At 70.3% G+C, this 26821-nt stretch carries 26 protein-coding genes and 2 tRNA genes; 10 read left to right on the forward strand and 18 right to left on the reverse strand.

Annotation, left to right across the window (positions count from 1 at the left end; translation table 11 throughout):
* The first annotated feature begins 147 nt into the window (after positions 1–147).
* Entirely contained in the window at positions 148–549 is a 402-nt protein-coding gene (locus ABT127_RS20310; protein ID WP_351451682.1) for a CBS domain-containing protein, read from the forward strand.
* 54 nt (positions 550–603) lie between these two features.
* Here ABT127_RS20310 and katG read toward each other — a convergent pair whose 3' ends face one another.
* Positions 604–2820, reverse strand: coding sequence for a catalase/peroxidase HPI (katG, locus tag ABT127_RS20315; RefSeq protein WP_351451685.1), 2217 nt, complete (start codon positions 2818–2820; stop codon positions 604–606).
* A 136-nt stretch (positions 2821–2956) separates the two neighbouring features.
* Here katG and ABT127_RS20320 point away from each other — a divergent pair, with 136 nt between their 5' ends.
* From ABT127_RS20320 to ABT127_RS20335, 4 genes are all read left to right on the forward strand, one after another.
* Positions 2957–3373, forward strand: coding sequence for a Fur family transcriptional regulator (locus ABT127_RS20320; RefSeq protein ID WP_351451688.1), 417 nt, complete (start codon positions 2957–2959; stop codon positions 3371–3373).
* Between the two features lie 199 nt (positions 3374–3572).
* Positions 3573–4331, forward strand: a complete 759-nt coding sequence (locus tag ABT127_RS20325) for an ABC transporter ATP-binding protein (RefSeq protein ID WP_351451690.1) — start codon at positions 3573–3575, stop codon at positions 4329–4331.
* Positions 4328–5197 (forward strand): ABC transporter permease, encoded by an 870-nt coding sequence (locus ABT127_RS20330; RefSeq protein WP_351451693.1) that lies wholly within the window; start codon positions 4328–4330, stop codon positions 5195–5197. Before ABT127_RS20325 ends, ABT127_RS20330 begins: the two co-directional genes overlap by 4 nt.
* Positions 5198–5220: 23 nt before the next feature.
* Entirely contained in the window at positions 5221–6363 is a 1143-nt protein-coding gene (locus ABT127_RS20335) for an ABC transporter substrate-binding protein (RefSeq protein WP_351451696.1), read from the forward strand.
* 48 nt (positions 6364–6411) lie between these two features.
* Here the strand turns inward: ABT127_RS20335 and ABT127_RS20340 are convergent.
* From ABT127_RS20340 to ABT127_RS20355, 4 genes are all read right to left on the reverse strand, one after another.
* Positions 6412–6485 (reverse strand) — tRNA-Met (locus tag ABT127_RS20340).
* Positions 6486–6668: 183 nt separating this feature from the next.
* Positions 6669–8474: a tetratricopeptide repeat protein gene (locus ABT127_RS20345; protein ID WP_351451698.1), complete on the reverse strand. Its 1806-nt coding sequence runs from the start codon at positions 8472–8474 to the stop codon at positions 6669–6671.
* Between the two features lie 303 nt (positions 8475–8777).
* Positions 8778–8851: transfer RNA gene (locus ABT127_RS20350), tRNA-Met, on the reverse strand.
* 61 nt (positions 8852–8912) lie between these two features.
* Complete coding sequence (locus ABT127_RS20355; protein WP_351451780.1) at positions 8913–11831, reverse strand: UPF0182 family membrane protein; 2919 nt, start codon at positions 11829–11831, stop codon at positions 8913–8915.
* A gap of 140 nt (positions 11832–11971) precedes the next feature.
* On the opposite strand from ABT127_RS20355, the gene ABT127_RS20360 reads away from it, so the two are divergent.
* Entirely contained in the window at positions 11972–12514 is a 543-nt protein-coding gene (locus ABT127_RS20360; protein ID WP_351451701.1) for a PPA1309 family protein, read from the forward strand.
* 85 nt (positions 12515–12599) lie between these two features.
* Here the strand turns inward: ABT127_RS20360 and ABT127_RS20365 are convergent, their stop codons facing one another.
* The 4 genes from ABT127_RS20365 to ABT127_RS20380 all read right to left on the reverse strand — a co-directional run bounded on the left by ABT127_RS20365 (position 12600) and on the right by ABT127_RS20380 (position 15726).
* Positions 12600–13688 carry a YlbL family protein gene (locus tag ABT127_RS20365; protein WP_351451703.1) on the reverse strand — a complete coding sequence of 363 codons (1089 nt, stop codon included), beginning with the start codon at positions 13686–13688 and terminating at the stop codon, positions 12600–12602.
* Positions 13689–13753: 65 nt separating this feature from the next.
* Positions 13754–13918 (reverse strand): hypothetical protein, encoded by a 165-nt coding sequence (locus tag ABT127_RS20370; RefSeq protein WP_181512661.1) that lies wholly within the window; start codon positions 13916–13918, stop codon positions 13754–13756.
* Between the two features lie 103 nt (positions 13919–14021).
* Entirely contained in the window at positions 14022–14486 is a 465-nt protein-coding gene (locus ABT127_RS20375; RefSeq protein WP_351451706.1) for a molybdenum cofactor biosynthesis protein MoaE, read from the reverse strand.
* Between the two features lie 127 nt (positions 14487–14613).
* Entirely contained in the window at positions 14614–15726 is a 1113-nt protein-coding gene (locus tag ABT127_RS20380) for an SDR family oxidoreductase (protein WP_351451708.1), read from the reverse strand.
* A 190-nt stretch (positions 15727–15916) separates the two neighbouring features.
* Between ABT127_RS20380 and ABT127_RS20385 the strand changes: the two genes are divergently transcribed.
* Entirely contained in the window at positions 15917–17362 is a 1446-nt protein-coding gene (locus ABT127_RS20385; protein WP_351451711.1) for a zinc-dependent metalloprotease, read from the forward strand.
* Complete coding sequence (locus ABT127_RS20390; protein WP_351451714.1) at positions 17359–17883, forward strand: NUDIX hydrolase; 525 nt, start codon at positions 17359–17361, stop codon at positions 17881–17883. The genes ABT127_RS20385 and ABT127_RS20390 overlap by 4 nt, the downstream gene beginning before the upstream one ends.
* Before the next feature lie 69 nt (positions 17884–17952).
* Here ABT127_RS20390 and ABT127_RS20395 read toward each other — a convergent pair whose 3' ends face one another.
* The 4 genes from ABT127_RS20395 to ABT127_RS20410 all read right to left on the reverse strand — a co-directional run bounded on the left by ABT127_RS20395 (position 17953) and on the right by ABT127_RS20410 (position 21824).
* Positions 17953–18708: an AIM24 family protein gene (locus ABT127_RS20395; RefSeq protein ID WP_351451717.1), complete on the reverse strand. Its 756-nt coding sequence runs from the start codon at positions 18706–18708 to the stop codon at positions 17953–17955.
* Positions 18709–18724: 16 nt separating this feature from the next.
* The gene (locus ABT127_RS20400; RefSeq protein ID WP_351451720.1) at positions 18725–19405 is read right to left on the reverse strand and encodes an AIM24 family protein; all 681 of its coding nucleotides are present in this window, start codon (positions 19403–19405) and stop codon (positions 18725–18727) included.
* An 11-nt stretch (positions 19406–19416) separates the two neighbouring features.
* Positions 19417–21093, reverse strand: coding sequence for a TerD family protein (locus ABT127_RS20405; protein ID WP_351451722.1), 1677 nt, complete (start codon positions 21091–21093; stop codon positions 19417–19419).
* A 134-nt stretch (positions 21094–21227) separates the two neighbouring features.
* Positions 21228–21824 (reverse strand): M48 metallopeptidase family protein, encoded by a 597-nt coding sequence (locus tag ABT127_RS20410; protein WP_351451725.1) that lies wholly within the window; start codon positions 21822–21824, stop codon positions 21228–21230.
* A gap of 220 nt (positions 21825–22044) precedes the next feature.
* Between ABT127_RS20410 and ABT127_RS20415 the strand changes: the two genes are divergently transcribed.
* Together ABT127_RS20415 and ABT127_RS20420 are read left to right on the forward strand one after the other, a co-directional pair.
* Positions 22045–23208 carry a ThiF family adenylyltransferase gene (locus ABT127_RS20415; RefSeq protein WP_351451727.1) on the forward strand — a complete coding sequence of 388 codons (1164 nt, stop codon included), beginning with the start codon at positions 22045–22047 and terminating at the stop codon, positions 23206–23208.
* Between the two features lie 67 nt (positions 23209–23275).
* Complete coding sequence (locus ABT127_RS20420) at positions 23276–24694, forward strand: ABC1 kinase family protein (protein ID WP_351451730.1); 1419 nt, start codon at positions 23276–23278, stop codon at positions 24692–24694.
* Here the strand turns inward: ABT127_RS20420 and ABT127_RS20425 are convergent, their stop codons facing one another.
* From ABT127_RS20425 to ABT127_RS20445, 5 genes are all read right to left on the reverse strand, one after another.
* On the reverse strand, positions 24695–24898 hold the full coding sequence (locus ABT127_RS20425; protein WP_351451733.1) for a hypothetical protein: 204 nt from the start codon (positions 24896–24898) through the stop codon (positions 24695–24697). It abuts the gene before it with no gap.
* A gap of 110 nt (positions 24899–25008) precedes the next feature.
* The gene (locus tag ABT127_RS20430) at positions 25009–25332 is read right to left on the reverse strand and encodes a putative WhiB-interacting protein (protein WP_351451735.1); all 324 of its coding nucleotides are present in this window, start codon (positions 25330–25332) and stop codon (positions 25009–25011) included.
* Positions 25329–25697, reverse strand: coding sequence for a WhiB family transcriptional regulator (locus tag ABT127_RS20435; protein ID WP_111666400.1), 369 nt, complete (start codon positions 25695–25697; stop codon positions 25329–25331). The genes ABT127_RS20430 and ABT127_RS20435 overlap by 4 nt, the downstream gene beginning before the upstream one ends.
* A 187-nt stretch (positions 25698–25884) precedes the next feature.
* Entirely contained in the window at positions 25885–26205 is a 321-nt protein-coding gene (locus ABT127_RS20440) for a hypothetical protein (RefSeq protein ID WP_351451739.1), read from the reverse strand.
* A gap of 160 nt (positions 26206–26365) precedes the next feature.
* Positions 26366–26821 (reverse strand): HRDC domain-containing protein (locus ABT127_RS20445; RefSeq protein WP_351451742.1); only part of this gene is annotated, 456 nt, incomplete at its 5' end.

Below are 26821 nucleotides of genomic sequence, written 5' to 3' on the forward strand. Positions count from 1 at the left end.
CGCCCCCGAACTCACCTCACGCGCCCTCTTGTTGGCACTCCCTTTACCTGTAACTCTGAGAGTCCCCCCACTTGTGAACTTGTGAACCGCTTCACGCGCAGCGTCGAGCGGTGGACAGGTACCTCACACAGGAAGGTGGCTCCATCCATGCTCGTCCGCGACGCCATGAGCACGATGGTCCTCACCATCGGACCGACCCACACCCTGCGCCAGGCGGCCCGGCTGATGTCCAGCCGCCGCGTCGGCGCCGCCGTGGTCCTCGACCCGGACGGCTCCGGCATCGGCATCCTGACCGAGCGCGACGTCCTCAATTCCCTCGGCCGCAACCAGAACCCGGACATCGAGACCGCCGACACCCACACCACCACCGACGTCGTCTTCGCCGCTCCCGCGTGGACCCTGGAGGACGCCGCGCACGCGATGACGCACGGCGGCTTCCGGCACCTGATCGTGCTCGACGGCCGGGAGCCGGTCGGCATCGTCTCGGTGCGCGACATCATCCGCTGCTGGGTCCCGGCCAGGCGGCACGCACCCCCGCTGCCCGTCTGAGGACACACGAAAGAGGGCCGGTCCCCCGCGGGGAACCGGCCCTCCTCCTCATGCTCAGCGCAGGTCGAACCGGTCCAGGTCCATGACCTTGGTCCACGCCGCGACGAAGTCCTTGACGAACTTCTCCTTGGCGTCGTCGCTCGCGTAGACCTCGGCGACCGCGCGCAGCTCGGAGTTGGAGCCGAAGACGAGGTCGGCACGGGTGCCGGTCCACTTCACGGCGCCGGAGGCGTCGCGGCCCTCGAACTCGTCCTGCGCGGACGACGTCGACTTCCAGGCCGTGTCCATGTCGAGCAGGTTGACGAAGAAGTCGTTCGTCAGCGTGCCCGGACGGGTGGTGAGGACACCGTGCTTCGAGCCGCCCGCGTTGGCGCCGAGGACGCGCAGGCCGCCGACGAGGACGGTCAGCTCGGGCGTGCTCAGGTCGAGCAGGTTGCCCTTGTCGATCAGCAGGAACTCGGCCGGGAGGCGGTTGCCCTTGCCCACGTAGTTGCGGAAGCCGTCGGCGGCCGGCTCCAGCGCGGCGAACGACTCGACGTCCGTCTGCTCCTGCGTCGCGTCGACACGGCCCGCCGAGAACGGCACCTCGACCTGGACGCCGCCGTCCTTGGCCGCCTGCTCGACGGCCGCGGAGCCCGCAAGCACGATCAGGTCGGCGAGGGAGACCTTCTTGGCGCCCTTCGCGTTGAAGGACTGCTGCACGCCTTCCAGGGCGCGCAGCACCGTGGCGAGCTCGTCCGGGTTGTTGACCTCCCAGCCGCGCTGCGGCTCCAGGCGGATCCGGGCGCCGTTGGCACCGCCGCGCTTGTCGCTGCCGCGGAAGGAGGAGGCGGCGGCCCAGGCGGCGGAGACCAGCTGGGAGACGGTCAGGTCGGTGCCGAGGATCTGCTCCTTGAGGGAGGCCACGTCGGCGGCGTCGATCAGCTCGCCCTCACGCGCGGGCAGTGGGTCCTGCCACAGCAGCTCCTCGCTGGGCACCTCGGGGCCGAGGTAGCGCACGACCGGGCCCATGTCGCGGTGCGTCAGCTTGTACCAGGCACGGGCGAAGGCGTCCGCGAACTGGTCGGGGTTCTCGTAGAAGCGGCGCGAGATCTGCTCGTAGACCGGGTCGAAGCGCAGCGACAGGTCGGTGGTGAGCATGGTCGGCTTGTGCTTCTTCGCGGAGTCGAAGGCGTCCGGGATGATCTCCTCGGCGTCCTTGGCGACCCACTGGTTGGCACCGGCCGGGCTCTTGGTGAGCTCGTACTCGTACTCGAAGAGGTTCTTGAAGAAGCCGTTGCCCCACTGGGTCGGCGTGCTGGTCCAGGTGACCTCGAGGCCGGACGTGATCGCGTCCTTGCCGACACCGGTGCCGTACGTGGACTTCCAGCCGAGGCCCTGCTGCTCCATGGGCGAGGCCTCGGGGTCGGCCTCGACGTTGTCGGCCGGGCCGGCGCCGTGGGTCTTGCCGAAGGTGTGGCCACCGGCGATGAGGGCGACGGTCTCCTCGTCGTTCATCGCCATGCGGCGGAAGGTCTCACGGATGTCGCGGGCCGCGGCGATCGGGTCCGGGTTGCCGTTGGGACCCTCCGGGTTGACGTAGATGAGGCCCATCTGGACGGCGCCGAGCGGGTTCTCCAGCTCGCGGTCGCCCGTGTAGCGCTTGTCGCCGAGCCACTCGGTCTCGGGACCCCAGTAGACGTCCTCCTCGGCCTCCCACACGTCCGCGCGGCCACCGGCGAACCCGAAGGTCTCGAAGCCCATGGTCTCCAGCGCGACATTGCCCGTGAGGATCAGGAGGTCGGCCCACGAGATGTTCTTGCCGTACTTCTTCTTCACCGGCCACAGCAGACGGCGCGCCTTGTCGAGCGAGGCGTTGTCCGGCCAGCTGTTGAGCGGCGCGAAGCGCTGCTGACCGGCGCCGGCGCCACCGCGGCCGTCACTGATGCGGTACGTGCCGGCGGAGTGCCAGGCCATCCGGATCATCAGCGGGCCGTAGTTGCCGAAGTCGGCCGGCCACCAGTCCTGGGAGGTGGTGAGCACCTCGGCGATGTCCTGCTTGACGGCGGCGAGGTCCAGCGCGCCGAACGCCTCGCGGTAGTCGAAGTCCTCCCCCATCGGGTTCGCCACCGCGGGGTTCTTCGCGAGGATCTTGAGGTTGAGCCGCTCCGGCCACCACTGACGGTTTCCGCCGCCCTGGGTCGGGTGTGCCGCACGCCCGTGCGCGACCGGGCAACCACCCTCCCCCTCCGACTTCGGGTCAGTGACGATTGCTTCGTGATTCTCGGACATTGGGGGCCCTTCCGGAGTCGTCCTGTCGCTTGGCCTGAGCCGTTTGTGATCCTACAATGGACAATGTCTAAGTCAAGCAATGCTCCAAAGTCACACCCGTTCGGGATCCGCTCCCCTGGCTGTTAGGCTGGATTTCATGAGTGACCTGTTGGAACGACTGCGCGGACGCGGCTGGCGGATGACCGCGCAGCGCCGTGTCGTGGCCGAGGTCCTCGACGGCGACCACGTCCATCTGACGGCCGACGAGGTCCACGCCCGCGCTGTCGCGAAGCTCCCCGAGATCTCCCGCGCCACCGTCTACAACACGCTGGGCGAGATGGTGTCGCTGGGCGAGGTCATCGAGGTCGCCACCGACAAGCGGGCCAAGCGCTACGACCCGAACGCGCACCGCCCGCACCAGCACCTGGTCTGCGCGCAGTGCGGTCAGATCCGGGACGTCCACCCGACGGGCAATCCGCTGACGAGCCTGCCCGACTCGGAGCGCTTCGGCTTCACGATCTCCGACGTCGAGGTCACCTACCGCGGCCTGTGCCCGACCTGCACCGCGCCGTAGTCCGAGCTTTCCCGAAGCGGCCCGCACCTTGAGGTGCGGGCCGCTTCGCGTTGCCGCTCGGGGGCGCGGGGAACTGCGCGACCGGCCCCCACCGAACCGCACCCGGCGACGAACCCCCACCACCCTCCCCCCTTCCAGAATCTGACACCCCGTCATATTCTCGCGGGCGCCCACCAATCCCCCGCACCCCGGAGGGCCCATGCACCCCAAGCTGCACGCCCGCGACCTCACCCGCACCTTCGGCCCCACCCACGCCCTCGGCCCCCTGGACCTGACCGTCGACCCCGGCGAGTTCGTCTGCGTGGTGGGCCCGTCGGGCTGCGGAAAGTCCACCCTCCTGCGCATCGCGGCGGGCCTGACCCGCCCCTCCACCGGCACCCTGGAGATCCGCACCGGCAGCCCCCGCCCGGCCGCCATGATCTTCCAGGACTACGGCATCTACGACTGGAAGACGGTGCTGGCCAACGTCCGCTTCGGCCTGGACGTCCAGAAGGTCCCGCGCAAGGAGGCCAACGCCCGGGCCCACGACTGGCTGACCCGCATGGGCCTCGCCGACTTCGCCGGCGCCCACCCCTCCGCGCTCTCCGGCGGCATGCGCCAGCGCGTCGCGATCGCCCGGGCCCTGGCGGTGGAGCCCGAGATCCTGCTCATGGACGAGCCCTTCGCCGCGCTCGACGCCCAGCTCCGCACGATCCTCCAGGACGAACTCCTGGCCCTGACCCAGTCGACGCACACCACGACCCTGTTCATCACCCACAGCCTGGAGGAGGCGATCGTCCTCGGCGACCGCGTCCTGGTGATGTCGGCCCGTCCGGGCCGGGTGATCGCCGAGCGGCGCCCGCCGTTCCCGCGGCCGCGTACCGGAGACATCCGTTCCACTCCCGAGTTCACGACGCTCAAGGGCGAGTTGTGGGACCTGCTGCGCGGCGAGGTGCACCAGGAGGCGATCCCGGCATGACGACGACCGCCCCCGCCACCGCCCCCGGCGACGACGTCCTGGTCCGCGCCCCGGGCCCCCGGGAACTCCACCCCGCCCGCACCCGTCGCAGGCGCCGCACCCTGGAACTCTCCCTCGCCGTCGCCGTCCCGCTGCTCCTGGTCCTGCTGTGGCAGCTGGCGGCCGACCGGTCCTGGATCGACGCCCGCGTCTACCCGGCCCCGTCCACGATCCTCGCCGACGGCTGGGACCGGGCGACCGCGGGCGACCTGTGGCCCGACGTACGGGCCACCCTCCAGCGCGTCCTCGCCGGCTACGCGATCGGTACGGTGACCGGCTACGCCCTGGGCCTGCTGATGGGCTCGGTGTCCCTGATCCGCGCGGCCCTCGAACCCCTCCTCGACGCCCTCTACGTCGTCCCGAAGCTCGCCCTGCTGCCCGTGTTCCTGAACATGTTCGGACTCGGCGAGGGCCCGCAGATCGCTCTGGTCGCCGCGACGGTGTTCTTCTTCGTCTGGATCTCGACGATGGCGGCCGTGCTGTCCGTCCCCTCGGGCCACCGCGACGCGGGCCAGGTCTTCGGCGCGTCACCGTGGCAGATGTTCCGCCACGTCCTGCTGCCGGCCTCGCTGCCCGCGGTCCTGGTGGGCGCCCGGATCGCGGCGGGCGTGGCCGTCCTCGTGATCGTCGCCTCGGAGCAGATCGCCGCGACGGACGGCCTCGGCCACCTCATCTTCGACGCGCGGGCCCTCTTCCAGAACGACGTGATGTTCGTGGGCATCGTCTGCGTGGCCGTGCTCGGTGTCGTCTTCTCCGAGCTGGTCCGCCTGGCGGGCCGGTTCCTCACCCCCTGGGCACCGCGCGACCGCGGCCGCGGCCAGTCCTGACTCCCCCTCAGTACGGAGGTTCCATGCGCACCAGACATCTGGGGACGGCCCTGCTGACGACCGGCGCCCTGCTCCTCACCACCGCCGCCTGCGCCGCGAACGACGGCGCCGATACGTCCGGGGCCCCGGCACAGCCACGTACGGTCAAGGCCGTCGACGGCTGCGGCCAGGGCAGCTGGACCGATCCGTCCGACCTGGCGGCAGACCGCGAGCCCGCGCGCTGCGCGTCCGGCGCCCCGGCCCCCGTGAAGCTCGACCGGACCCGCAAGCTGACCATCGCGACCGGCACCCTCAGCGCCGAGTACGTGGCTCCGCTCGAAATGGCCGTCGAGAAGGGCGAGTTCAAGAAGGAGGGCCTCGACGTCACGCTCAAGGTCCTGCCCACCCCCGACGCCCTGCCCCTGCTGGCCAAGGGCGACATCGACGCACAGTGGGCGGCCCCCGAGGCGGCCGTCATGAACGGCATCCTGAGCGGCTTCGACATCAAGTGGGTCGCGGGCAACTTCTCGCCCGATCCCCGGTCGAAGAGCGGCCTCTGGGTGCGTCTGAAGAACGGTGAGAGCGCGTCCCGTGTCTCGATGGCGGGCCGGAAGATGGGCACGATGATCGGCAAGGGCTCGGTCATCTCGTACCCGATGAACACGGCGCTGAAGAAGCACGGCGGAGGCCTCGACAAGGTCCAGTTCCAGCAGCTCGGCTCGGCGGACGTCCTGACCGCGCTGCAGAACGGCGGCGTCGACTCCGCCTGGCTGCTCGACCCGGTCTGGCGCAAGGTCGACGGCGACGCGCACTACGCGTTCCTCGGCGGCCAGCCCCTGGGCGAGCCGCTGGGCGGTCTGCTGTTCGGCCCGAACCTGCTCTCCGAGGACCCGGACGCGGGCGTGGCCTTCCTGCGCGCGTACATCCGTACGGTGAACACGTACTTCGCGGGCGACTACAAGAAGGACCCGGCCTTCGTGACGGAGCTGGCCACCCTCCTGAAGACCGACAAGAAGGTCCTGGAGTCGACGCCCTCGCTCCGCATGGACTGGGAGATCCGCGCCGGCACGACGGACCGGCTGCAGAAGGCATACGCGGCGGCCGGGGTCGCGAAGGGCGACGCGCTGCCGGAGTCGAGGACCGTGGACAGGAAGCTGTACGAGGAGGCCGTGGGCCACAAGCCGTGAATGCGCCGAGGCCCGGAACCTTGATGGTTCCGGGCCTCGGACTTTCAGTAGCGGGGACAGGATTTGAACCTGCGACCTCTGGGTTATGAGCCCAGCGAGCTACCGAGCTGCTCCACCCCGCGTCGATGAACACAACCTTACGCGCCACCCCCGACCAGCGCAAATCCGTTCCCCCGAGCCCGCCGCCTTGGGCAAACCCGCCCGCCCGCCGCCTTGGGCAATCCGCCGCCAGGGGCGGCAGGTGGGCAAGGCGGCACCGGGGCGCGGGGCGAGCGCTCATCAGGCCCCGGCCGACGGCCCCCGCTCTAAGCGGACAGCTCCTGCCGCAAGGCGTCCCGCAGCCGCCCGGCCCGCTCGGCAACCTCGGCGGGCCCGAGCTCCACAGCCCGGGAAGCCCACTTCTGCCCAGCGGCAAGCTCCCCGCGCCGCGCACACAGCAGAGCCAGCCGCAACGCCGCCCGCCCGTGCCCGGCATCGGCAGCCCGCGTCCACCACAGCGCCGCCTCCGGCTCACTGCCCTCCCGCGCGAGCAGCAGCCCGAGATTGAAGGCCCCGTTCCGCGACCCGGCCTCCGCTGCCTCCCGGTACCACCGGGCGGCCTCGACGACGTCCCCGCGCGCGGCGGCCAGCATCCCGACCCGCACCTGCGCACGCCGGTGCCCGTGCTCGGCGGCCCGCTCGTACCACTCCTCGCACTCGCTCTTCTCCGTGACCGGCTCCCCCAGCTCGTGCCGGGGCGCGGGCGGGGTCCGCAGGTCGAGCAGCGAGGCGAGCCGGTACGCGGCCTCGGGGCTGCCCCCGCCCGCCGCACAGCGCAGGTGCCGCTCGGCGCCCTGCTCGTCCCCGTCGCGCAGCCGTGCGATGCCCGCCTGGAGTGCGGCCTCGGTGTGCCCGCCGGACGCGGCCCGCTCGTACCACTGGAAGGCCTTGAGAGCGGACTCCTCGTCCTCACGACCCGCGTAGAGGATGCCGAGGTTGAAGGCCGCGTCGACGCTGCCCGCCTCGGCCGCCTTGGAGAACCAGGGCTCGGCCCCGACCGCGTCCCCGTTCTGCAGGAGCAGCACGGCGAGCGCGTTCGCCGCCTCGCGGTGTCCGGCGTAGGCGGCGCGCCGGTACCAGTCCTCGGCCTGCGCGGTGCGCTTCTGCTCGGCGCACAGCAGACCGAGGTTGTACGCGCCGTTGTCGTCGCCCGCGTCCATGGCGGCCCGGTACCAGCGCTCGGCGGTCTGGGTCTCGCCGCGTCCGGCGTGCAGCGCGCCCAGCGCGTTCGCGGCGTTGCCGTCGCCGTCCTGGGCGGCGCGCAGCCACCACACGGCGGCGCTCTCCTCGTCGCCCGCGTCGCGCAGCAGGAAGGCGAGGGCGCACGCGGCGCGCGGCTCGCCGTCCTTGGCGGACGTCAGGTACCAGCGGCCGGCCTCCTTCAGCTCGCCGCGCTTCTCCAGGATCGCGCCGAGATGCAGCGCGCCCCTGCGGTGACCGCGCGCGGCGGCCTGGCGGTACCACTGCTCGGCTTCCTCGGCGGGGTTCCTGGCGTCCCCCGCGATCAGCACATCGGTGCCGCCCTTGCGGTCGAGCGCGCGGGCGAGGCGGTACGCGGCCTCCCGGTGCCCGCGCTCGGCGGCGACCCGCATCCAGCGCTCGGCGCCGACGTCGCTGCGGTGCTCCAGGAGGTCGGCGAGGGCGTACGCGGCGAGCGTGTGCCCCTGCTCGGCGGACTGCCGCAGCCAGTACTCGGCAGCGGGCTCGTCGCCCCGCTCGCGGTGGTGCCGGCCCAGGGCGTGGGCTGCGGCGGCGGAGCCGGCGACGGCGGCGATCCGCCACCATCCCGCGGCTTCGTCGGCGTAGCCCCGCTGGTGCAGCAGTACACCCAGATTGTTGGCGGCGGCCCGGTCTCCCACGCTCGTGGCGTTACGCAGCAGAGGCTCGGCCCCGTCGAGATCACCGCGGCGCAGCAGCATGGCGCCGAGGACGCTCATCGCCTCGACGTCACCGGCCTCCGCGGCCAGCCGCTGGCGTGCTTCTTCGGCAGCTTCAACGGGTTCGTCCCGATCTGTCGGCTGCACAAACCGCCCTGTCTCCAACAGAGTTGCCTTGTCCCCCATAACGTCCATCGTCGCACCACCTGCAACCTGGGTACATCGTGAATACCGCAGCCAGTGAGGTCACTTCAGCGTTTTGTCGACATGCCCACAGAGAGATAAGTGAAACACAGATTCCCCAAGTCTCCCCGTGTGAAGCCCTCTTCGCACGTACCTGGGACACACCTGGTACATCTCTGGTACGCCCTCGGCACGCGTACCCGGACCAGCCCGTTTCGCACCATGTCGTACCGCACATGCCAGAGACTCATGACATCCGGTGCCCTGACGCACCGAAGGCCCGGAAGCCTTAGCTTCCGAGCCTTCGATCATCAGTAGCGGGGACAGGATTTGAACCTGCGACCTCTGGGTTATGAGCCCAGCGAGCTACCGAGCTGCTCCACCCCGCGCCGTTGTGATGCAACCGTACCACGGCGCGGGGTGGTGCTCGCTCACCCTCCGACCTGCTGCTCAGCCACTGCTGCTCTTGCCGTCGGAGCTGCTCTTGTCACTGCCGCCGGACTTGCCGTCGCTGTTCTTGCCGGCTGCCTTCTCGGCCGCGGTCTGGGCCTTGTCGGCGCGCTCCAGGGCGGACTGCAGGTCGTCCTGCGCCTCGCCGTACGCGGTCCAGTCACCGTCCTTCAGAGCCTTCTGGCCCGCCTCGAAGGCCTTCTCGGCGTCCGCGAGGGCTTCCTTCACCGTCGAGTTCGCCGGGCTGGTCGTGTCGCCGCCCGGCTTCTCCGGTTCGGTCGACGAGCCGCCGTCCACCTCGAAGGCGTCGTTCAGCGCGTCCGAGAGCGAGTTCGCGAAGCCCATCTTGTCCCCGTAGGAGACGGCTACCTTGCGCATCAGCGGGTACTCGGAGTTCCGCCCCTGTGCGTAGATGGGCTCCACGTAGAGGAAGCCGCTGTCGAGGGGCACTGTCAGCAGATTGCCGTACAGGACCGTCGAGTCGGCACCCTTCATGTCGCGCACCCAGTTCGCCACCGGGTCCCAGGAGTTGAGCTTGTTCTGTACCTGCTCCGGTCCCTGGACCTTGTCCTCGGTGACTCTCAGCAGCTTTATGGCGCCGTAGTCCTTACTGGTCGCGTCGGCGTCCACCGCCATGAAGGCCCGCAGGTTCGGCCTGCCGCTCGGGGTGAACGTCGTCGTCAGTGAGAACTGCTGGCTGCTCTGGCCCGGCATCTTCATGGACAGGTAGTACGGCGGGACCGCACTGTTGTCCTTCTTGGTCGGGTCGTTCGGCACCTGCCAGGCGTCGGACGCGTTGTAGAACTGGTCCGAGTCCGTCACGTGGTAGAGGCTCAGCAGCTCCCGCTGGACCTTGAACATGTCCTGCGGATAGCGCAGGTGCTCCTTCAGGTCGGCCGGGATGTCGCTCTTGGGCTGCACCGTGCCGGGGAAGGCCTTCTCCCAGGTCTTCAGGACCGGGTCGCTCTCGTCCCACGCGTAGAGCTTGACCTCGCCCGTGTACGCGTCGACGGTCGCCTTCACCGAGTTGCGGATGTAGTTGACCTGGTTCTGCTGCGCCACCACGGAGCGCTGGCTGTCGCCCTGGTTGAGCGAGTCGGCCGTGGTGTCGCCGAGCGTCGTGCGGGACGCGTACGGGTAGCCGTTCGACGTCGTGTAGGCGTCGACGATCCACTTGATCTTGCCGTTGACGACGGTCGGGTAGGCGTCGCCGTCGATGGTGAGCCAGGGCGCGACGGCCTCGACGCGCTCCTTGGGCGTGCGGTTGTACAGGATCCGCGAGCCGTCGCCGATGGCGCCGGAGTAGAGGATCTGCGGTTCGCTGAAGGCCACGGCATAGGCCGCCCGGTTGACCGGGTTGGAGAGGTTGACGCCGCTGTCGCCCTTGTAGCTGGTGGTCTTCTGCGTGCCGTCCTCCTGCTCGTAGTCCAGCTCCTTCTGCGGCCCGCCGACGATCGAGTACTGCGTCGTCTTCTCGCCGTAGTAGATCCGCTGGTTGTAGTCCCCGAGGTCACCACTGGTCGGCAGACCGGACTCGGTGAACTGCGGGGCACCCTGCGAGGTGGAGGTGCCCTTCGCCGTCACGGCTCCGTAGCCGTGCGTGTAGACGAAGTGGTCGTTGATCCAGTTGCGCTTGTCCAGCTTGCCGAGGTTCAGCTCGCGCAGGCCCACGACGGTGTCCTGGCCGTTGTACCGGTCCACGTCCAGGGTGGTCGGGAACTGGTAGTACTTCCGCTGCTGCTCCAGCTGCTGGAACGTCGGCGACACGATGTTCGGATCGTTCAGGCGGTAGCTGGCCGCCGAGTCGGACTCCGTGCGCAGCTTCGCGGTGTCCTTGTCGGACCCCTCGCCGCTGTAGGCGCCGACCGTCGCCTTGTCGATGCCGTACGCCTTGCGCGTGGCGTCGATGTTCTTCTTGATGTACGGCGCTTCCTTGGACTGCTCGTTCGGCTGCACCTGGAACTTCTGCACGATGGCCGGGTACAGGCCGCCGATCAGGATCGCCGAGAGCACCATCAGGCCGAAGCCGATGACCGGCAGCTGCCAGGTGCGCCGCCACAGCGTCGCGAAGAACAGCAGGGCGCAGATGACGGCGATGCAGAACAGGATCGTCTTCGCCGGCAGATACGCGGTCGCGTCGACGTACCTGAGGCCCGTCCAGTTGTCCGTCGCCTTGAAGTCGCTCGACTTCACCGCGAGCCCGTACCGGTCGAGCCAGTACGCGACGGCCTTGAGGGCCACGAAGAGGCCAAGGAGGACGGAGAGGTGTCCCGTCGCGGCCGCCGTGGCGCGCGCGCCCGGGCTGGTGATGCGCAGTCCGCCGTACAGGTAGTGCGTCAGCGCGGCGGCGACCAGACCGATGACGGCCGCCGCGAAGCCGAAGCCGAGCAGGAAGCGGTACCAGGGCAGGTCGAACGCGTAGAAGGACACGTCCAGGTGGAACTGCGAGTCCTTCTGGTGGAACGGCACGCCGTTCACGTACTGCAGCCATGTGCGCCACTGGCTCGCGGCCGAGGCGCCCGCGATCAGGCCGACGAGGGCGGTGATCCCGAGCAGCAGCCACTTCTTGAAGGGCGCGATGCCCATCCGGTACCGGTCGAGGCTCTGCTGCTCCGTCGACATGGCACTCAGCGGCGGGCGCAGCCGGTGCGCCAGCCAGATGTTCACACCCACGGCGAGCGCCATGAGCAGACCGAAGACGAAAAAGAGTCCGATCTTCGTCTGCAACGTCGTCGTGAACACGGACGAGTACTTGACCGAGCGGTACCAGAGCCAGTCCGTCCAGAACCCGGCGAACATGACGAAGGCCATGCCGAGCACGGCCAGGACGCCCAGCGTCAACAGCAGCGTCCGGGCACGCCGGGAGGGGCGTCCCACTCTGATCCGCGGTCCCGTCGGACCCCCGCCCCGGTCCGGCATCTGGAAAGCCAAGGTGCGCACCTCGATAGTTCGGTAATCGATCTGTCAGGCCCCCGAGATCGCGGACCCCTCACCTATGCAACTTACTCAGGCTTTACTCAGTTCCCGCTTCGGGGGACTAACGAGGCAGGATTGTGACCATGTCCAACACCCCCATGGCAGCAAGCCCCCTCACCCGGGCCGTTCTCGAGATCGACGAGTACGCCTCCGGCATGGGCTGGGACCAGCCCGCCCGCCTCTTCGCCCTCGTCGACACCGGCGCCCTGCGCGCCCAGGAACCGGCACTCGCCGCACAGCTCGGTCTGGAGAGCGAGGGTGAGAGCAGCGGCTTCACCCCGATCCTCCAGGACGAGATCCCCGCCTCCAAGCCGCTGGACGAGTTCCTCGGCACCATCGCCTGGCCCGACGCCGTCGCGGGCTGCGCGCTGACGGTGGAGCGCCTGATGCTGCCGCCGTCCGCCGAGGCGTCCGTCCCCGAAGGACTCACCGGCAAGAAGCTCACGCAGTGGGTCGCCGAGCACCCGGACCGTCAGGAGGTCCGGATGACGGTCGCGGTGCTGCGCGACGGCACCCGCGACTCGGCCCTCCGGCTGCGCGAGAAGGACTCGCCGACCGAGGTCCTCACGGGTTCGGACCTGGTGCCGGGCCTCGCCGAGGCGCTGACGGCGACGTTCGCCGAGTGAGGTTCCCGTTCACCGCACAGGACTGCGGATGAGCAGAGGGGCGCCGCGGGAGTTCCCGCGGCGCCCCTCTGCGTGAAGCCGTGTCTCAGCTCTTGGCGGTGCACTTCGGCAGGGCGTCGGTGTTGCCACTGCGAATGTCCTTCAGGGCGCCCATCGCGTCGTCCAGGGTGTCCACCTTGACCAGCGTGAGCCCGTCCGGGGTGTCCTTGGCCGCGCTCGCGCAGTTGTCCTTCGGCGTCAGGAAGTACTGCGCTCCCTTGTCACGCGCGCCGACGAGCTTCATCCCGATGCCGCCGATGGGTCCGACCTTGCCGTCGTCGTCGATGGTGCCGGTGCCGGCCACGAACCTGCCGCCCGTCAGATCGGTGGGCGTGAGCTTGTCGACGATGCCGAGGGAGAACATCAGACCGGCGCTGGGACCGCCGACGTCGGCGAGCTTGATGTCGATCTGGAACGGGAAGGTGTGGTCGGTCCCGGCCTGGATGCCGACGATCGCCCGGCCGTCGTCGGCCTTGTCCGTCTTGATCGTCACGTTCTCCGTCGTGGTGGCCTCCTTGCCCTCCTTCTCGGCGGCGGCGGCCTGCTTGACGGGTACGACCGTGAACACGACGTTCTCGCCGGCCTTGTGCTTGGTGACGAGCTTGGCGACATCGGCGGGCTTGGTGATCCTGGTGCCGTCGACGGCCTTGATGACGTCACCTGCGTGCAGCCGGCCCTCGGCGGGGCTGTCCTTGACGACAGAGGAAACGATCACCCAGGACTTCACGGGGATGTTCAGCTCCTCCAGGGCGGCGACCTTGGCGCTCTCCTGGGACTGGCTGAACTCCTCGGCGTTCTCCTGCGAGGACTGCTCCTCGGTCTGGCCGTCCGGGTACAGGGTGTCGTGCGGCACCACGATGCTGTCGTGGGCGAGCCACCCGTAGACCGCGGAGACCAGGTTCATGTTGAAGTCGGCGCTGGTGACCCGGACGGTCGTCATGTTGAGGTGCCCGGACGTGTCGTACGTCTTGTGTCCGGAGATCTGGATGACGGGTTCGCCGTCGTGGTCCGCAAGGGTGTTCACCGTCGGGCCCGGAGACATCTCCGCGTAGGGCACTTTGATGAGAACCCCCGCGCAGAGCAGCGCGATCAGCATCAAGGTCGAGGCGAGCATCGTCGCGGTGCGGCGTGGCATGGAACGACAGTACGGGACGCGCCCGTCCGTGCACCTGTGGGGCCGGTCCGTCCGGGACGACGGCCTCACGTCCCGGAGTGGGACTTCTCCATCGCCTCACGGAAACGTTCGTAGCCACTGAGCTCGGTGACGTCGCCCGTCTTGTGCCTGGTCCGACCGGCCCACGAGCCCCAGAGCGCGGCGCCGACCGCAGCGACAACCGGAATCAGCAGCCACAAGAGAACTGCCATACCGACCTCCCGACCCCATGTGCGACCGCAACTTGCTGATCAGCAGATTAACCATCCGCACCATCAACGCTCGCCGCAGGGTGACAGTTACGCAACCGGAGCCTCAGCAGGCTCCGACCCACTCTTCCGTCCCGTCCGAGAACGTCTGGTGCTTCCAGATGGGCACCTCGTGCTTCAGGTCGTCGATCAGCATCCGGCACGCCTCGAAGGCCTCGCCGCGGTGCGGACACGACACGGCGACGACCACGGCGAGGTCACCCACCGTCAGATCGCCGACGCGGTGGACGGCCGCGAGCGCACGCACCGGATACTTCTCGGCGACCTTCTCGGCGACGCGCCGCATCTCGGCCTCGGCGGTCGGGTGGCACGAGTACCCGAGCCGGTCCACGTCCGCCCCGCCGTCGTGGTTGCGCACGGTCCCCACGAAGAGCGCGGTACCGCCCGCGGCGTCGTCACCGACCGCGCGGAAGACCTCGTCGACGGAGAGCGGTGCCTCGCGTACGGCGAGCAGTCTGATCGGGTCCTGCGCCGCCTGCTCGCCGGGGTGGTCGTGCTGGGTGGATGCCATGCCCTTCATCGTGCCGCACACCCCTGACAGTCGTGAATTGGAGCCTCCTACAGGGCACCCGGTCGGAGTCGGGTTTTCCGCACGGCGGGGGCCTCGGGTGAGATCTTCCCCCGCCCGACGCCACGCCTCAGATGCGGCGGCGGGCCTTGCGCACCCGGCGCACCACGGCCGCCGTGCCCAGCAGGGCGACCGTCGCGCCCGCCGCGCCCGCGGCCGTCGCGTCCTTGCGCCCGAGCCGCCGTCCGGCCACGGTGCGCCGCCCGGCGACCTCCTCGAGCAGTTCCGCGAGGACCTCCTCGTTCGTCCACCGGGGTCGCCATCCGGCGTCATGCAGCCTGCTCCCGCTGACGACCCAGGGATACATCGTGTAGGCGAGGTCACCCGCGGGCGAGGGCGTGAGGCCGATGCGGTGCAGCCGGGCCGCGGCGCCCAGCGCGACGGCCGACGGCAGCTCCATGCGGCGGATCCCGCTCAGCTCCTCGACCTCCTCCTGCTCCAGCCATCCGTCGCAGCCGACCGCGAGCTCTCCGTCGACCTTCTCCAGGACGGCGTACTCCAGTGCGCTGCACAGGTCCTCCACGTGGCAGAACTGCCAGGCGGGCCGAGAACCGGCCACCACGAGGAGGCGCGGCGACTCGAAGTAGCGCGTGAGGGCCGTGTCCGTGCCGCCGACGAGCACCGAGGGACGCACCACGGTGACGTTGAGGCCGGGGTGCGCGCGGGGCGCGCGGCGGGCCAGGCGCTCGATCTCCAGGAGGTCGCCGACGCCGGTCGCCTCCGCGGTGGCGCGCAGCTCGGCGTCCTCCGAGAGCGGCAGCTCGTTGTCGTCGAGGGCCCCGTAGACCATGGTCGAGGTGCACAGGACGACGCGGTGCACACCGGCCGCCGCGGCGGCGGTGAGCACGGTCTGGGTGCCGCGCACGTTGTAGGCGGTGCGCGCCGCCGGGTCGGATTCGAGATCGAGGTCGAGTGCGAGATGCACCACGACGTCGGCGCCGCGCAGCTTCTCCGCGATGGCCGGATCCCGTACGTCCAGGATGTGCCAGGTGGCGGACGCGCACTCGCCCCGCCGCTCGTCGATGGCGAGCACCTGCTTGATCTCGTCGGAGGCGGCGAGCCGCTCGGTGAGCAGCGCGCCGATGCCGGACGCGGCACCGGTGACCGCGACGACGGGGCCGCGCACGGCCGGACTGGTTGAAGGGTTTCGCGCTGCGCGAACCTGCGGATCTGGGGAACTCACCGGGCGTCTCCAGCGGTTGTCTTCGGTAAGTACGTTATGACGCGTACGTACCAGGAGGCATCCATCCTGCCGCAGGCCATGAGTCGGCGAAGCACCGAGGCCCGATCCCGTCGCGGTGTCTACGCTGGGTGTGTGTAGTCGGGCAGTCGCCACCGGGGCAGACCGGTGGCCTTACCAGCCGAGGAATCCCGTGAGTGACACCCCATTCGGTTTCGGCCTTCCGCCGGAGGAGCCGGAAGACGGCGACGAGGGCAAGAAGAAGGACCAGCAGGGCGGTGGCGGTCAGGGACCGGCCAATCCGTTCGGATTCGGAGGCATCCCGGGCCTTCCCGGCGCCGGCGGCGCGGGCGGGGACAACCCGTTCGCGGCGATGTTCGGCTCCATGAATCCCAACGATCTGGGTGCGGCCTTCCAGCAGCTCGGCCAGATGCTCTCGTACGAGGGCGGGCCGGTGAACTGGGACATGGCCAAGGACATCGCCCGCCAGACGGTCTCCCAGGGCACGCAGGACGGCGTGAAGGACGCGAGCGTGGGCCCCGCCGACCGCACCGCGGTCCAGGAGGCGGTGCGCCTGGCCGACCTGTGGCTGGACGACGCCACGTCGCTGCCGTCGGGCGCGCACTCCGCCGTGGCGTGGAGCCGCGCGGAGTGGGTCGAGGCGACCCTCCCCGTGTGGAAGGAGCTCGTCGACCCGGTCGCCGAGCGCGTCGGCATGGCCATGGGCGACGTCCTGCCCGAGGAGATGCAGGCGATGGCGGGCCCGCTGATCGGCATGATGCGCTCCATGGGCGGCGCCATGTTCGGCTCCCAGATCGGCCAGGCGCTCGGCGTGCTCGCGGGCGAGGTCGTCGGCTCCACCGACATCGGCCTGCCGCTGGCCCCGGCCGGCAAGGCGGCACTGCTGCCGCTGAACATCGAGGCCTTCGGCAAGGACCTCGGCGTGCCGCAGGAGGAGGTCCGCCTCTACCTGGCGCTGCGCGAGGCCGCCCACCAGCGTCTGTTCGCGCACGTGCCGTGGCTGCGCTCGCACCTGTTCGGCGCGGTCGAGGGGTACGCGCGCGGGATCAAGGTGGACACCACCAAGCTGGAGGACGTGGTCGGCCAGTTCGATCCGCAGAACCCCGAGCAGATCCAGGAAGCGCTCCAGCAGGGCATGTTCCAGCCGGAGGACACCCCGGAGCAGAAGGCCGCCCTGGCGCGCCTGGAGACCGCTCTGGCGCTCGTGGAGGGCTGGGTCGACGCGGTGGTCCACGCGGCCGCCAAGCCACGCCTGTCGTCCGCCGACGCGCTGCGCGAGACGCTGCGCCGCCGCCGTGCGACCGGCGGCCCGGCCGAGCAGACGTTCGCGACGCTGATCGGTCTGGAGCTGCGTCCGCGCCGACTGCGCGACGCCTCGCGCCTGTGGGCCTCGCTCACGGACGCGCGCGGGGTCGACGGCCGTGACGGCCTGTGGGCGCACCCGGACATGCTGCCGACGGCGTCCGACCTGGACGACCCGGACGGCTTCGTCCACCGCGACGAGCAGCTGGACTTCTCCGAGCTCGACAAGATGCTCGGCGAGGCGGCCGGTGACGGCGGCGACAAGCCGAAGCCGACCAAGGACGACGACACCGGCGAGGACGACGACACCAAGTGAGCCTGTACGACGACGCGGTCCTCGTGCTGAAGGGCTACGAGGACCAGCCGGAGCTGCGCCAGGCCTATCTGGACCACCTCTCCGCCCATGGCGAGGCGGGCCTGTGGAAGCCGTGCACGGCCGGCCACCTGACGGCGAGCGCCCTGGTGATCGATCCCGAGCGCGGGCGCGTGCTGCTCACGCTCCACAGGAAGCTCCGGATGTGGCTGCAGATGGGTGGCCACTGCGAGCCCGGTGACCGGTCGCTGGCGGCCGCGGCCCTGCGCGAGGGTACGGAGGAGTCCGGGATCCCGGGGCTGACGCTGCTGGCGGGCGGTCCGGTCCGGCTGGACCGGCATCCGATCCCCGGCCCGTGCACCCAGCACCTGGACGTGCAGTACGCGGCGCTCGCCGCCCCGGACGCCACGGAGGCCATCAGCGACGAGTCCCTGGACCTGCGCTGGTTCCCGTACGACGAGGTCGCTGACGTCGCCGACACGTCAGTGGTCCGTCTCGTGGAGGCGGCACGGGCGCGCCTGTAGGGACGTCCGCACATGGGTGAGGGGCGAGCGCCGTGGCGCTCGCCCCTCACCCATGTGCCGGTGCCGCGGCTAGCTCCAGACGTTGCCCTGGTTCGCGCCGCGGGCGCCCTGCTGCCCCATGCCGTACTGGGCGGCGAGGCCGCCGCCGATCGCCGCATGCTGCGGCGGCAGCAGCTCGCTGGGCTGGACGAGCGCGTATCCGCTGCCCATGAAGCTGAGCTCCCAGCCCTCACCGGTGTTGCCGCGGCGCCGCCAGACGCCCGAGGAGTGCGTCTGCGCCTGCATCTGCACCCGGAGGCCGGTCGACCAGGCGACGATGGCGTCCGCGTCGACATTGACGTACTTGTCGGGCGTGACCTGCATCATCAGCGGCTGGCCCGACGTCATCAGGGCGACCTTGCCGTGGCCCGTGATGTTGAGCTGGTACTTGCCGGAGCCGGAGATGCCGAACTGGCTGTCCACCGCGATCACCTCGTGGTGCAGGGCGGAGTCCATGGCCAGCACATAGTTGCTGTCCACGGTCAGCCCCTCCTGCTCCACGTCCACGATGTGGACGTACTGGGCGAGGTTGGCGAGATAGACGATGCCCTGGCCGTGGCAGCGCATCAGGCTCAGGCCCTCGCCGGTGACCGCGCGGGCGCGCTGCCGGCCGTGCGCCTGGTACTCGCCGTCGAACTCGACGAGTCCCTGGTAGGCGACCATCGAGCCCTTGCGGGCGAGGAGGTCGTCGTGGCCTTCCAGGACGACCCGCAGCATCTGCGGGTTCTGCACCGTGTAGCGGTCCTGCGACTGCTGGTCGGCGTATGCGAAAAGCGGGCTCTGCATGGTGGTTCGCTCCCCCTCAGCCCCGGACTCGGAGACGGTCGGTGCTGTCCTCGCTGGGCTGGACGACGACGATGCCCTCGCCGGAGAAGCCCATCTGGTAGGCCTCGCCGCTGCCGCGTCCGATGAGCGAGCCGGCCCGGAAGCTGCGCTTGCCCTTCACCTTCAGCTTCGGGGACCAGGCGATGAGCGCGTCCGGGTCCACGTACGTCTCGTCCTCGCCGCGGCCGCAGTCGACGACGATCGGGGTGCCGCGCGAGGTCAGGGCGACATATCCCTGGCCGCTGATGGTGATGTTCCACAGGCCCTGCCCGGTGAACTTGGCGAGGCCCTTCACCCGCTCCACGCCCCACTGGAGGTGGGCGTCGAGGGCGAGCAGGTTGGTGCCGTTGACGGAGATCGAGTCGCCGCCGAGGTTGATGACGACGACGTCGGCGCCGTAGTCGGCGAGGTAGAGCAGACCGTCGCCGGACGCCTTCATCAGCGGCGCGCCCTCACCGGTGATCCAGTCCCGGGCGATCTGGCGCACCGCGGGCGGGTTGGGCTCGTACTGGACGAAGCCTTCGTAGGCGACCATCGAGCCCACGCGCGCGAGGAGGTCGTTTCCGGTCTGCATGGCGACCTTAAGCATGTTGCTGCCGTGGTTCTCCATGCGGGCGGCTACGGGTGTCGGGGCGAAGCCCGCGAGTGGCTGGTTCATGACGGGCTCCCTCAGACCTCGTACGGCTGGACGACGATGAAGTTGCCGGGTGCTCCCCGGAACTGCAGGTTCACGCCCTCGCCGCTGTGGCCCGGGTAGGCGTTGCGGCGCATGCGCACCTGGCTGGAGACGATCGCCTGGGCGGCGGCGGACCAGGCCACCACCGCGTTGGAGTCGGCGAACGTCGTGGGGGTGACCGGCAGGACCACGGGGGTGCCGTGGGTCTTCACGACGACGGTTCCGGTGCCCTGGAACTGCATCACGAACAGGGCGCCTCCGGGGATGCCGTGGCCCTCGATCCTGCGCACCTCGTACTGAAGGCTCTCGTCGAACGCCAGCACGTTCTCCGAGGAGACGCAGATCGCGTCGCCCTGGAGCTCGATCGGGTGCAGGTAGCCGGCCTCTTCCGCGAAGAAGACCTGGCCGCGGCCGGTGCAGCGCATCAGCTGCATCTCCTGGCCGGTGGCGTTGCCCACGATGCGGCCCGCGAAGCCCGCGCCCTTGTAGCTGAAGTCGACCTTGCCCTGGTAGAGCACCATGCTGCCCTGGCGGGCGAGCACGGGCTGGTCACCGGAGGCGCCGAGGTCGACGCGGATCAGCTTCTTGTTCTGCGGCGTCCAGCGCTGGCCGGTGGGCGCCTCGCGGTACTTCTCCAGAGCGGCCGCGACGCCGGGTGCAGCGGCCTGCTGCGGGACACCCTGCGGGGCTCCTTGGGGGGCTCCTTGGGGGCCGCCGAACGGGGACGGCGCGGCGGGCGGCTGCTGGTAGCCGGGCGGCATGGGCGGGGTCGGGGACTGCGGTCCGTAGCCGGGCGGCAGCGTCGCGCCTCCCTGACCCGGGACCTGCCCGAACGGCTGCTGCTGCGGCTGCTGACCGTACGGGTTCGGGGCGGACGGGGGCGGCGGCACGCTGCCCGGTGGCGTGGTCATCGGGCCCACGATGGTGGGCGCCTGGTGGATCGACGGTGCGGCCGGGGAGGGTCCGGGTGGCGGCGGGGGGCTCTGCGGTGGCGTCTGCTGGGGGGCCTGGGGCGGCGCGAAGCTCTGCGGCGCCGGTGCGGGCGGGGGAGCGGTCGGACCGGCCGGGGCGCCGAAAGCGGGCGGCGCGAACCCGGGGGTCCCCGTCTGCTGCTGGGGCGCCGGCGCGGCGGCGGGCTCCTCCTCGGCGACCTCGCCGCCGAAGTTCTTGAGCAGCGCGTCCAGGCCACCGTCGAAGCCCTGTCCGACAGCGGCGAAACGCCAGACGTCCTTCAGATAGAAGTCGCCCAGCATCACGGCACGCTCGGTGGAGAACTCGGCGCCGTCGAAGGCGTAACGGGCCACCTCCTCACCACCGGCGACGACCCGGATGTATCCCGGGCCCACCTGCGACATCTGTCCCGCGCCGTCGATGGTCGCGGTGAAGGACAGCTTCTGGATCTGCGCGGGGATCTTGTCGAGGGTGACGCGGAAGGACTCGGTGTCACCGGCCTGCGCGCCCAGCAGCTGGACGGATTCCTCGGGCGTCTTCGGCTGGTTGAAGAAGACGAAGTAACGGTCGTCGGAGAGCCGCTCGTCGGCGTCGAGGCCGAAGCAACTGATGTCGAAGGTCAGTCCGGGACCGGCGATCTGTACGCCTACGTACAGATCGGTGCCCGCGGTGAGGTCACTGATCTTGGCCTTGTGGCCGCGTTGGAATTCCCTGGCCATGCGTAACGACCGTCCCCCATCCCGATGGTGATTGCGTCGCGCCAGGCTAACTGCAAACACCGACATCGGAGGATGTCGGTACAGCCCTGGTACACAACCGTCCCCATGGGACAGCGGGCGTGCTCAGGGATCGATCACTCGCCGCGCGTGGCCGGCAGATGCGGCAGCCGGTCGGCGGCGACCACCCCTTCGAGATAGCCGCGCGCCCTTTCCGTTCGCGGATAGGCCTCCAGAAGCCGCCAGAAGCGCGGACCGTGCCCGGGCACCAGCAGATGGGCCAGCTCATGGAGGAGTACGTAGTCGATGACGTACTCGGGCATGCCCTGCAGGCGGTGCGAGAGCCGGATGCTGCCCTCGGCGGGGGTGCAGGATCCCCATCGGGTGTTCTGGTTCGTGACCCAGCGAACGGAGGCGGGGCGGGCCCTGCCGCCGAGGTGCTGCTCGGAGAGCCGCTCGGCGCGCTCGGCCAGCTCGGCGTCGCCGAGGACCCGCTTGCTCTCCTGCGCCGCGAGCTTGTCGAGCATGACGCCGACCCAGCGCTTCTCCTCGGCCTCCGACATCCGGGCCGGGATGAGGACCACGGTGCGGTCGCCCTCACGGTAGGCGGAGACCGTCCGGCGTCGCCGGGAACTCCTGCGGACCTCGACCGCGCTCGCCCCAAGACCGCTTGGCGGCGGTTTCTCCGTGCTGCGCTGCGTGGTCGTGGCACGGTTCAGTGGGTCGGCGGGCACGCGCCCGACGTTACCCGCTGTACAGGGCGGAAGTCCCGCCTCCGGAACTCTTCGGTGCGGCCCCTCACCGCCGACGATCGATTCGTACGACTATCACCCACTGCCTGTGGACAACTTTCCGCACCCGTCTCGCCGGACGAGCATGCTGGCCGTCGATCGAAGCGAACGGCTCCCGCCGCATCGGCGGGAGCACGGCACGGGGGAACCACGGGGGAAAGCCATGCATCCGATCCTCAAGCCCGCCCTGCGGCGCGGCTGGCACGATCTGAACACGGTCCAGTTCGGTGTCTCACCGGCACACGCGGTGGTGCTCGGACCGGTCGACACGTCCACCGGGAGTTTCCTGACCCTGCTCGACGGCACCCGCGGCGTGCCCCTGCTGCGGGACGAGGCCCGGCGGATGGGCCTGCCCGACGGGCACGTGGACGCGCTGCTCGAGCGGCTGTCCGGAGCCGGTCTGCTCGACGACGCGACGGGCGGCGGACCGGCCGCCGACGCCCTGCGCCGAAAGCCGGCGGTGATGGACCGGCTCCGGCCCGACCACGCGGCCCTGACGGTCACCACGTCCGGCCCCGCCGACGGGATGCGGAAGCTGGCGGCACGGCACAGCGTTCGGGTTCAGGTGCGCGGGGCCGGCCGGGTGGGCGCGGTCGTCGCCTCGGTCCTCGCCGCGGCGGGCGTCGGCCATGTCGACGTGCGGGACGGCGGCTGTGTCGAGCCGTGGGACGTGGCGCCCGGCGGGCAGCCCGTGGAGGCGGTGGGCGAGCGCCGCGAGGTGTCCGCGCAGCGGGTGGTGCGCGCGACGGCTCCGGCCCGCCCGCCGCGCCCGGACCGGCGCAGGACGGCGCCCCGCCCGGCCGAGCGGGATCTGGGCGAACCACCGCTGTCACTGGTGATCGTCGCGCCGCGGGACGGGCTCGGAGTCCACTCCCCCGACCCGGTGGCCGTCGAGGACCTGATGGCCGCGGGCATCCCGCACCTGTACGCGGGCGTGGTCGAGGCCACGGGCGTGGTGGGGCCCCTGGTGCTGCCCGGCGGTACGGGCTGTGCGCGCTGTCTGCTCCTGGGGCGCGCCGACCGTGATCCGACCTGGCCGCGGCTGCTCGCGCAGTGGGGCTCGGGTCGCTCCTCGCGTCAGGTTCAAGCCTGTGACGTGGGCCTTTCCACGGCGGTTGCGGGGCTTGCGGCAGCGCACGGGCTGGCCTTCCTGGACGGTGAGCTGCCATCGAGCACGGGGGCGCGTTGGGAGGCGTCCGCGCCGGGGCTCGACTGGCACGCACGGCCGGTGTGGCCGCATCCGGAGTGCCCGTGCGGTGCGGGTGAGGGAGGTTACGGGAAGGAGACCCCCGTGGAGGAAGAGCCGCACGACACAATGGCGGGGTAGGCAATGGCCGACGGCGCCACGACGGCTGGACATGCGCGGCACGGCTGTCCGGCACTTGGAGGGGTGTATGTCTGATCTTCCCCGCAAGGCGGTTACCCGTACCGCCAAGCTGGCCGCACTGCCCATCGGGTTCGCGGGCCGGGCGACCTGGGGCATCGGCAAGCGGATCGGCGGCAAGTCCGCCGAGATCGTCGGCCGGGAGCTCCAGCAGCGCACGGCGGAGCAGCTGTTCCGCGTCCTGGGTGAGTTGAAGGGCGGGGCGATGAAGTTCGGGCAGGCGCTGTCCGTCTTCGAGTCCGCGTTGCCGGAGGATGTCGCCGGCCCCTACCGCGCCGCGCTGACCAAGCTCCAGGAGGCCGCGCCTCCGATGCCGACCCGCACCGTGCACGCGGTGCTCGACGAGCGGCTCGGAAAGGAGTGGCGGGAGCTGTTCCTGGAATTCGAGGACAAGCCCTCGGCGGCCGCGTCGATCGGGCAGGTGCACCGCGCGGTGTGGCACGACGGCCGGGAGGTCGCCGTGAAGGTCCAGTACCCGGGCGCGGGCGAGGCGTTGCTGTCGGATCTGACCCAACTGGGGCGCTTCGCGAGGCTGTTGGGGCCCCTCATTCCCGGCATGGACATCAAGCCGCTCATCGCCGAGCTGCGCGACCGGGTCTCGGAGGAGTTGGACTACGGGCTGGAGGCGCGGGCACAGCAGGCGCACGCGGAGGAGTTCGAAGAGGACCCCGATGTCGTGGTGCCGCACGTGGTGCACCAGTGCGAGCAGGTGCTGGTGACGGAGTGGATCGACGGCATCCCGCTCGCCGAGATCATCAGCGACGGAAGCAAGGAACAGCGGGACCGGGCAGGTCAGTTGCTGGCTCGCTTTCTCTTCTCGGGACCGGCGCGCACGGGGCTGCTGCACGCGGACCCGCACCCGGGCAACTTCCGGCTGCTGCCCGACGACGAGAGCGGCTGGCGGCTGGGCGTCCTGGACTTCGGCACGGTCGACCGGCTGCCGGGCGGGCTGCCCTCGCCGATCGGTGACTCGCTGCGGTTGACGCTGGAAGGCGACGCGAGCGCGATCTACGAGCTGCTGCGCGAGGAGGGCTTCGTCAGGGAGTCGATCCGGCTCGAACCGGACGCGGTGCTGGACTATCTGCTGCCGATCATCGAGCCGGCGCAGGTCGAGGAGTTCACCTTCACCCGTTCCTGGATGCGCAACCAGGCGGCGCGGATCGCCGATCCCCGCTCCCCCGCCCATCAGCTGGGCAGGCAGCTCAATCTGCCGCCGGCGTATCTGCTGATCCACCGGGTGACGCTCAGCACGATCGGCGTGCTGTGTCAGCTGGGTGCGACCGTGCGGCTGAAGGACGAACTGGAGGCCTGGGTACCGGGGTTCGTGGTCGAGGAGACCGATACCGAGGACACCGATACCGAAGAGACCGGTTCCGCGGAGACCGGTTTCGAGGAGGAGGACCCGCAGCCGCCCGCGGCCGAGGCCTGATCACCACCGGTCGGAGTCGAGGCGCCCCTCGATGGCCCGGATGTTCTCCCGGGAGCAGGCTTCGCAGAAGTGGCGTCGGACGCCGTCTTCGACGGAGTACGTCCAGGTCAGAGGGGTCGCCTCGGCGGCCGTGCCGCAGCGGGCACACACCAGGGTCCGCTGATCCGGCTGCCGCGCGGAGTCCCCGCCAGGAAGAGACGTCACCCGGCGACGATAACGCCGCGCGCCGGTGATCGCCCGGCACAACGCACCGCGGGGGTCGGTCCGGTCCGGACCGACCCCCGCGGTGAACAGCCGGGTGCTGTTGCTGTCGATTACTGCATGACGGCCATGGCGAGCGCGCGGCGGGCGCGCAGCGAGGCGCGCTCGGCACGACGCTGCATCCGACGGGCGATCACGAGGCGCATGGCCTGGCGGTCGATGTCGGCCTCACGCATGCGCTCGTGCATATGCGCACGAGCCAGGGCTTCTGGGGCGAGTTGCATCTGTCGGGTCCTGTTCTGACGCGAGTCGTTCGCGTCCGACGTCGGAAAGTCTGGAGTCACGGAGCCGGCGGGCTCGCTCGTGGACGGCTTCATCGGGGCCTGCTTCTTGGGGTCGTGCGTCAGGGGGCGGTCGATCGTTCCTCGGGTGTTCATGCCGCGACCGGGTTCTTGCGCGGGCGGCCACGCGGCCGCTTGCGGGCCACGACGACTCCCTGGATGAACAGCTCGCCACCCCAGACGCCCCACGGCTCACGCCGCTCCTTGGCGCCGGCGAGGCAGGCCTCGACCAGCGGGCAGGTACGGCAGAGCGACTTGGCGTACTCGACATCCGCCGGGGACTCCGCGAAGAAGACCTCGGGGTCGTAGGCACGGCAGGGGACGGGCACGCCGAGGTTCTCGATGGCGTCGTCGAGCGCGGTGAGCGCAGTCAGCGGGTTCAAGGTGGAGTCCTCCGTGGGGACGGGCGGGGGAAGAGGGTCTGAAGGCGGTACGGACGGGGCGTGCGCTTCGAGTTGCACGGTGTCGTCTTCCTCGTCTGGTCGTTCCGGCCGGTGGGCCGGGTGGCGGTGGTACCGGGTTCTTTTGTTGTCCCGAGGCCCCTTCGTACTGGTCCCTCGGAAGACCGCTGGTTCTTCCGGGAAAACAGAAGGGCCGCGGATCCCGGATGGGGTTCCGCGGCCCTGAAGGCGCCGGCCTGATCGAAGATCAGGCTGGATCACTCCAGGGTTCAGGCCCACGGAAGGCCCACATCGTGTGGTGCTGCGTCGTCTGCTTCCGGAATCCGGCACCGGTCGCCGCAAAGGCATAGGCGTGGGCCTGTGCCGTCGCTACTGCTTCCGGTGCCTTGGTCGGTCGCTCATTGCCCTCGCGAATCGGAAGCGAAGCGAGGGACATGCCGGACTCCGGACGCATGGCGCTGACGCCAGACAGACCGGTCCCCAGGTTCGAGAAGCCGAGCAGGCAGGAAGCGACCGAGGGATCGGTCATTTTCACGGTGCTGATGGAGCTGGTGTTGATGCTGATCACTGGAATCGCCTCCTCTCGGCGTCTAGGGGACCGGTGAACCGGTCCGACGGCTTTCAAGTACAACACGAACCAGGGCCTTGGAGAAGGCCGCTGTGCTCGTGCTTAAGAACCTATGGGGATTGCTGGGGCTCGCGCAAACTATTTTTTCGACGAGTTTGAATCAGGCGTCCCCCGCGACCTCATCGGTCTCGTCCTCCAGCATCTGACCTGCGCAAAGAGCAAGAACATCGGCGCCGTAGGTGCGAAACTTCCGTCGGCCGACACCCGGGATGCGGGACAGCTCCCGCTCGTCGTCCGGCGACGCCTCCGCGATCGCGATCAGTGTCTTGTCCGTGAAGACGCAGAACGCGGGCTGGCCGAGGGCGGCCGCCGTGCGGGCGCGCCACTCGACGAGGCGGTCGTAGAGCCCCTCGTCCATGTCGGACGGGCAGTCCTCGCAGCGCATCAGCTTCATCTCGGCGGCGTCGAGCGTGTGCCCGCACACCCGGCAGCGCGCCACCTTCCGATCGCCCCGGCGCCGGGCTCCGGCCGGCGGCTCCCACACGGCGGCGTCCGGCCGGACGGCGGGGCCGGCGCCGGCGCGCCCCCCCCCCGCCCCCACGTCCGATCTGGTCGG

Source organism: Streptomyces sp. NPDC001904 (assembly GCF_040297005.1).
Taxonomy (GTDB): domain Bacteria; phylum Actinomycetota; class Actinomycetes; order Streptomycetales; family Streptomycetaceae; genus Streptomyces.

What these genes read in the sequence shown, in the direction of transcription:
- ABT127_RS20370 (WP_181512661.1), bottom strand. Translation starts at nt 13,918, where the DNA reads ATGGCAGTTCTCTTGTGGCTGCTGATTCCGGTTGTCGCTGCGGTCGGC.
- ABT127_RS20320 (WP_351451688.1), top strand. Translation starts at nt 2,957, where the DNA reads ATGAGTGACCTGTTGGAACGACTGCGCGGACGCGGCTGGCGGATGACC.
- ABT127_RS20405 (WP_351451722.1), bottom strand. Translation starts at nt 21,093, where the DNA reads ATGGCCAGGGAATTCCAACGCGGCCACAAGGCCAAGATCAGTGACCTC.
- ABT127_RS20415 (WP_351451727.1), top strand. Translation starts at nt 22,045, where the DNA reads ATGCATCCGATCCTCAAGCCCGCCCTGCGGCGCGGCTGGCACGATCTG.
- katG (WP_351451685.1), bottom strand. Translation starts at nt 2,820, where the DNA reads ATGTCCGAGAATCACGAAGCAATCGTCACTGACCCGAAGTCGGAGGGG.
- ABT127_RS20420 (WP_351451730.1), top strand. Translation starts at nt 23,276, where the DNA reads ATGTCTGATCTTCCCCGCAAGGCGGTTACCCGTACCGCCAAGCTGGCC.
- ABT127_RS20355 (WP_351451780.1), bottom strand. Translation starts at nt 11,831, where the DNA reads ATGCCGGACCGGGGCGGGGGTCCGACGGGACCGCGGATCAGAGTGGGA.
- ABT127_RS20375 (WP_351451706.1), bottom strand. Translation starts at nt 14,486, where the DNA reads ATGGCATCCACCCAGCACGACCACCCCGGCGAGCAGGCGGCGCAGGAC.
- ABT127_RS20360 (WP_351451701.1), top strand. Translation starts at nt 11,972, where the DNA reads ATGTCCAACACCCCCATGGCAGCAAGCCCCCTCACCCGGGCCGTTCTC.
- ABT127_RS20330 (WP_351451693.1), top strand. Translation starts at nt 4,328, where the DNA reads ATGACGACGACCGCCCCCGCCACCGCCCCCGGCGACGACGTCCTGGTC.
- ABT127_RS20430 (WP_351451735.1), bottom strand. Translation starts at nt 25,332, where the DNA reads ATGAACACCCGAGGAACGATCGACCGCCCCCTGACGCACGACCCCAAG.
- ABT127_RS20395 (WP_351451717.1), bottom strand. Translation starts at nt 18,708, where the DNA reads ATGCAGAGCCCGCTTTTCGCATACGCCGACCAGCAGTCGCAGGACCGC.
- ABT127_RS20400 (WP_351451720.1), bottom strand. Translation starts at nt 19,405, where the DNA reads ATGAACCAGCCACTCGCGGGCTTCGCCCCGACACCCGTAGCCGCCCGC.
- ABT127_RS20310 (WP_351451682.1), top strand. Translation starts at nt 148, where the DNA reads ATGCTCGTCCGCGACGCCATGAGCACGATGGTCCTCACCATCGGACCG.
- ABT127_RS20345 (WP_351451698.1), bottom strand. Translation starts at nt 8,474, where the DNA reads ATGGACGTTATGGGGGACAAGGCAACTCTGTTGGAGACAGGGCGGTTT.
- ABT127_RS20325 (WP_351451690.1), top strand. Translation starts at nt 3,573, where the DNA reads ATGCACCCCAAGCTGCACGCCCGCGACCTCACCCGCACCTTCGGCCCC.
- ABT127_RS20335 (WP_351451696.1), top strand. Translation starts at nt 5,221, where the DNA reads ATGCGCACCAGACATCTGGGGACGGCCCTGCTGACGACCGGCGCCCTG.
- ABT127_RS20365 (WP_351451703.1), bottom strand. Translation starts at nt 13,688, where the DNA reads ATGCCACGCCGCACCGCGACGATGCTCGCCTCGACCTTGATGCTGATC.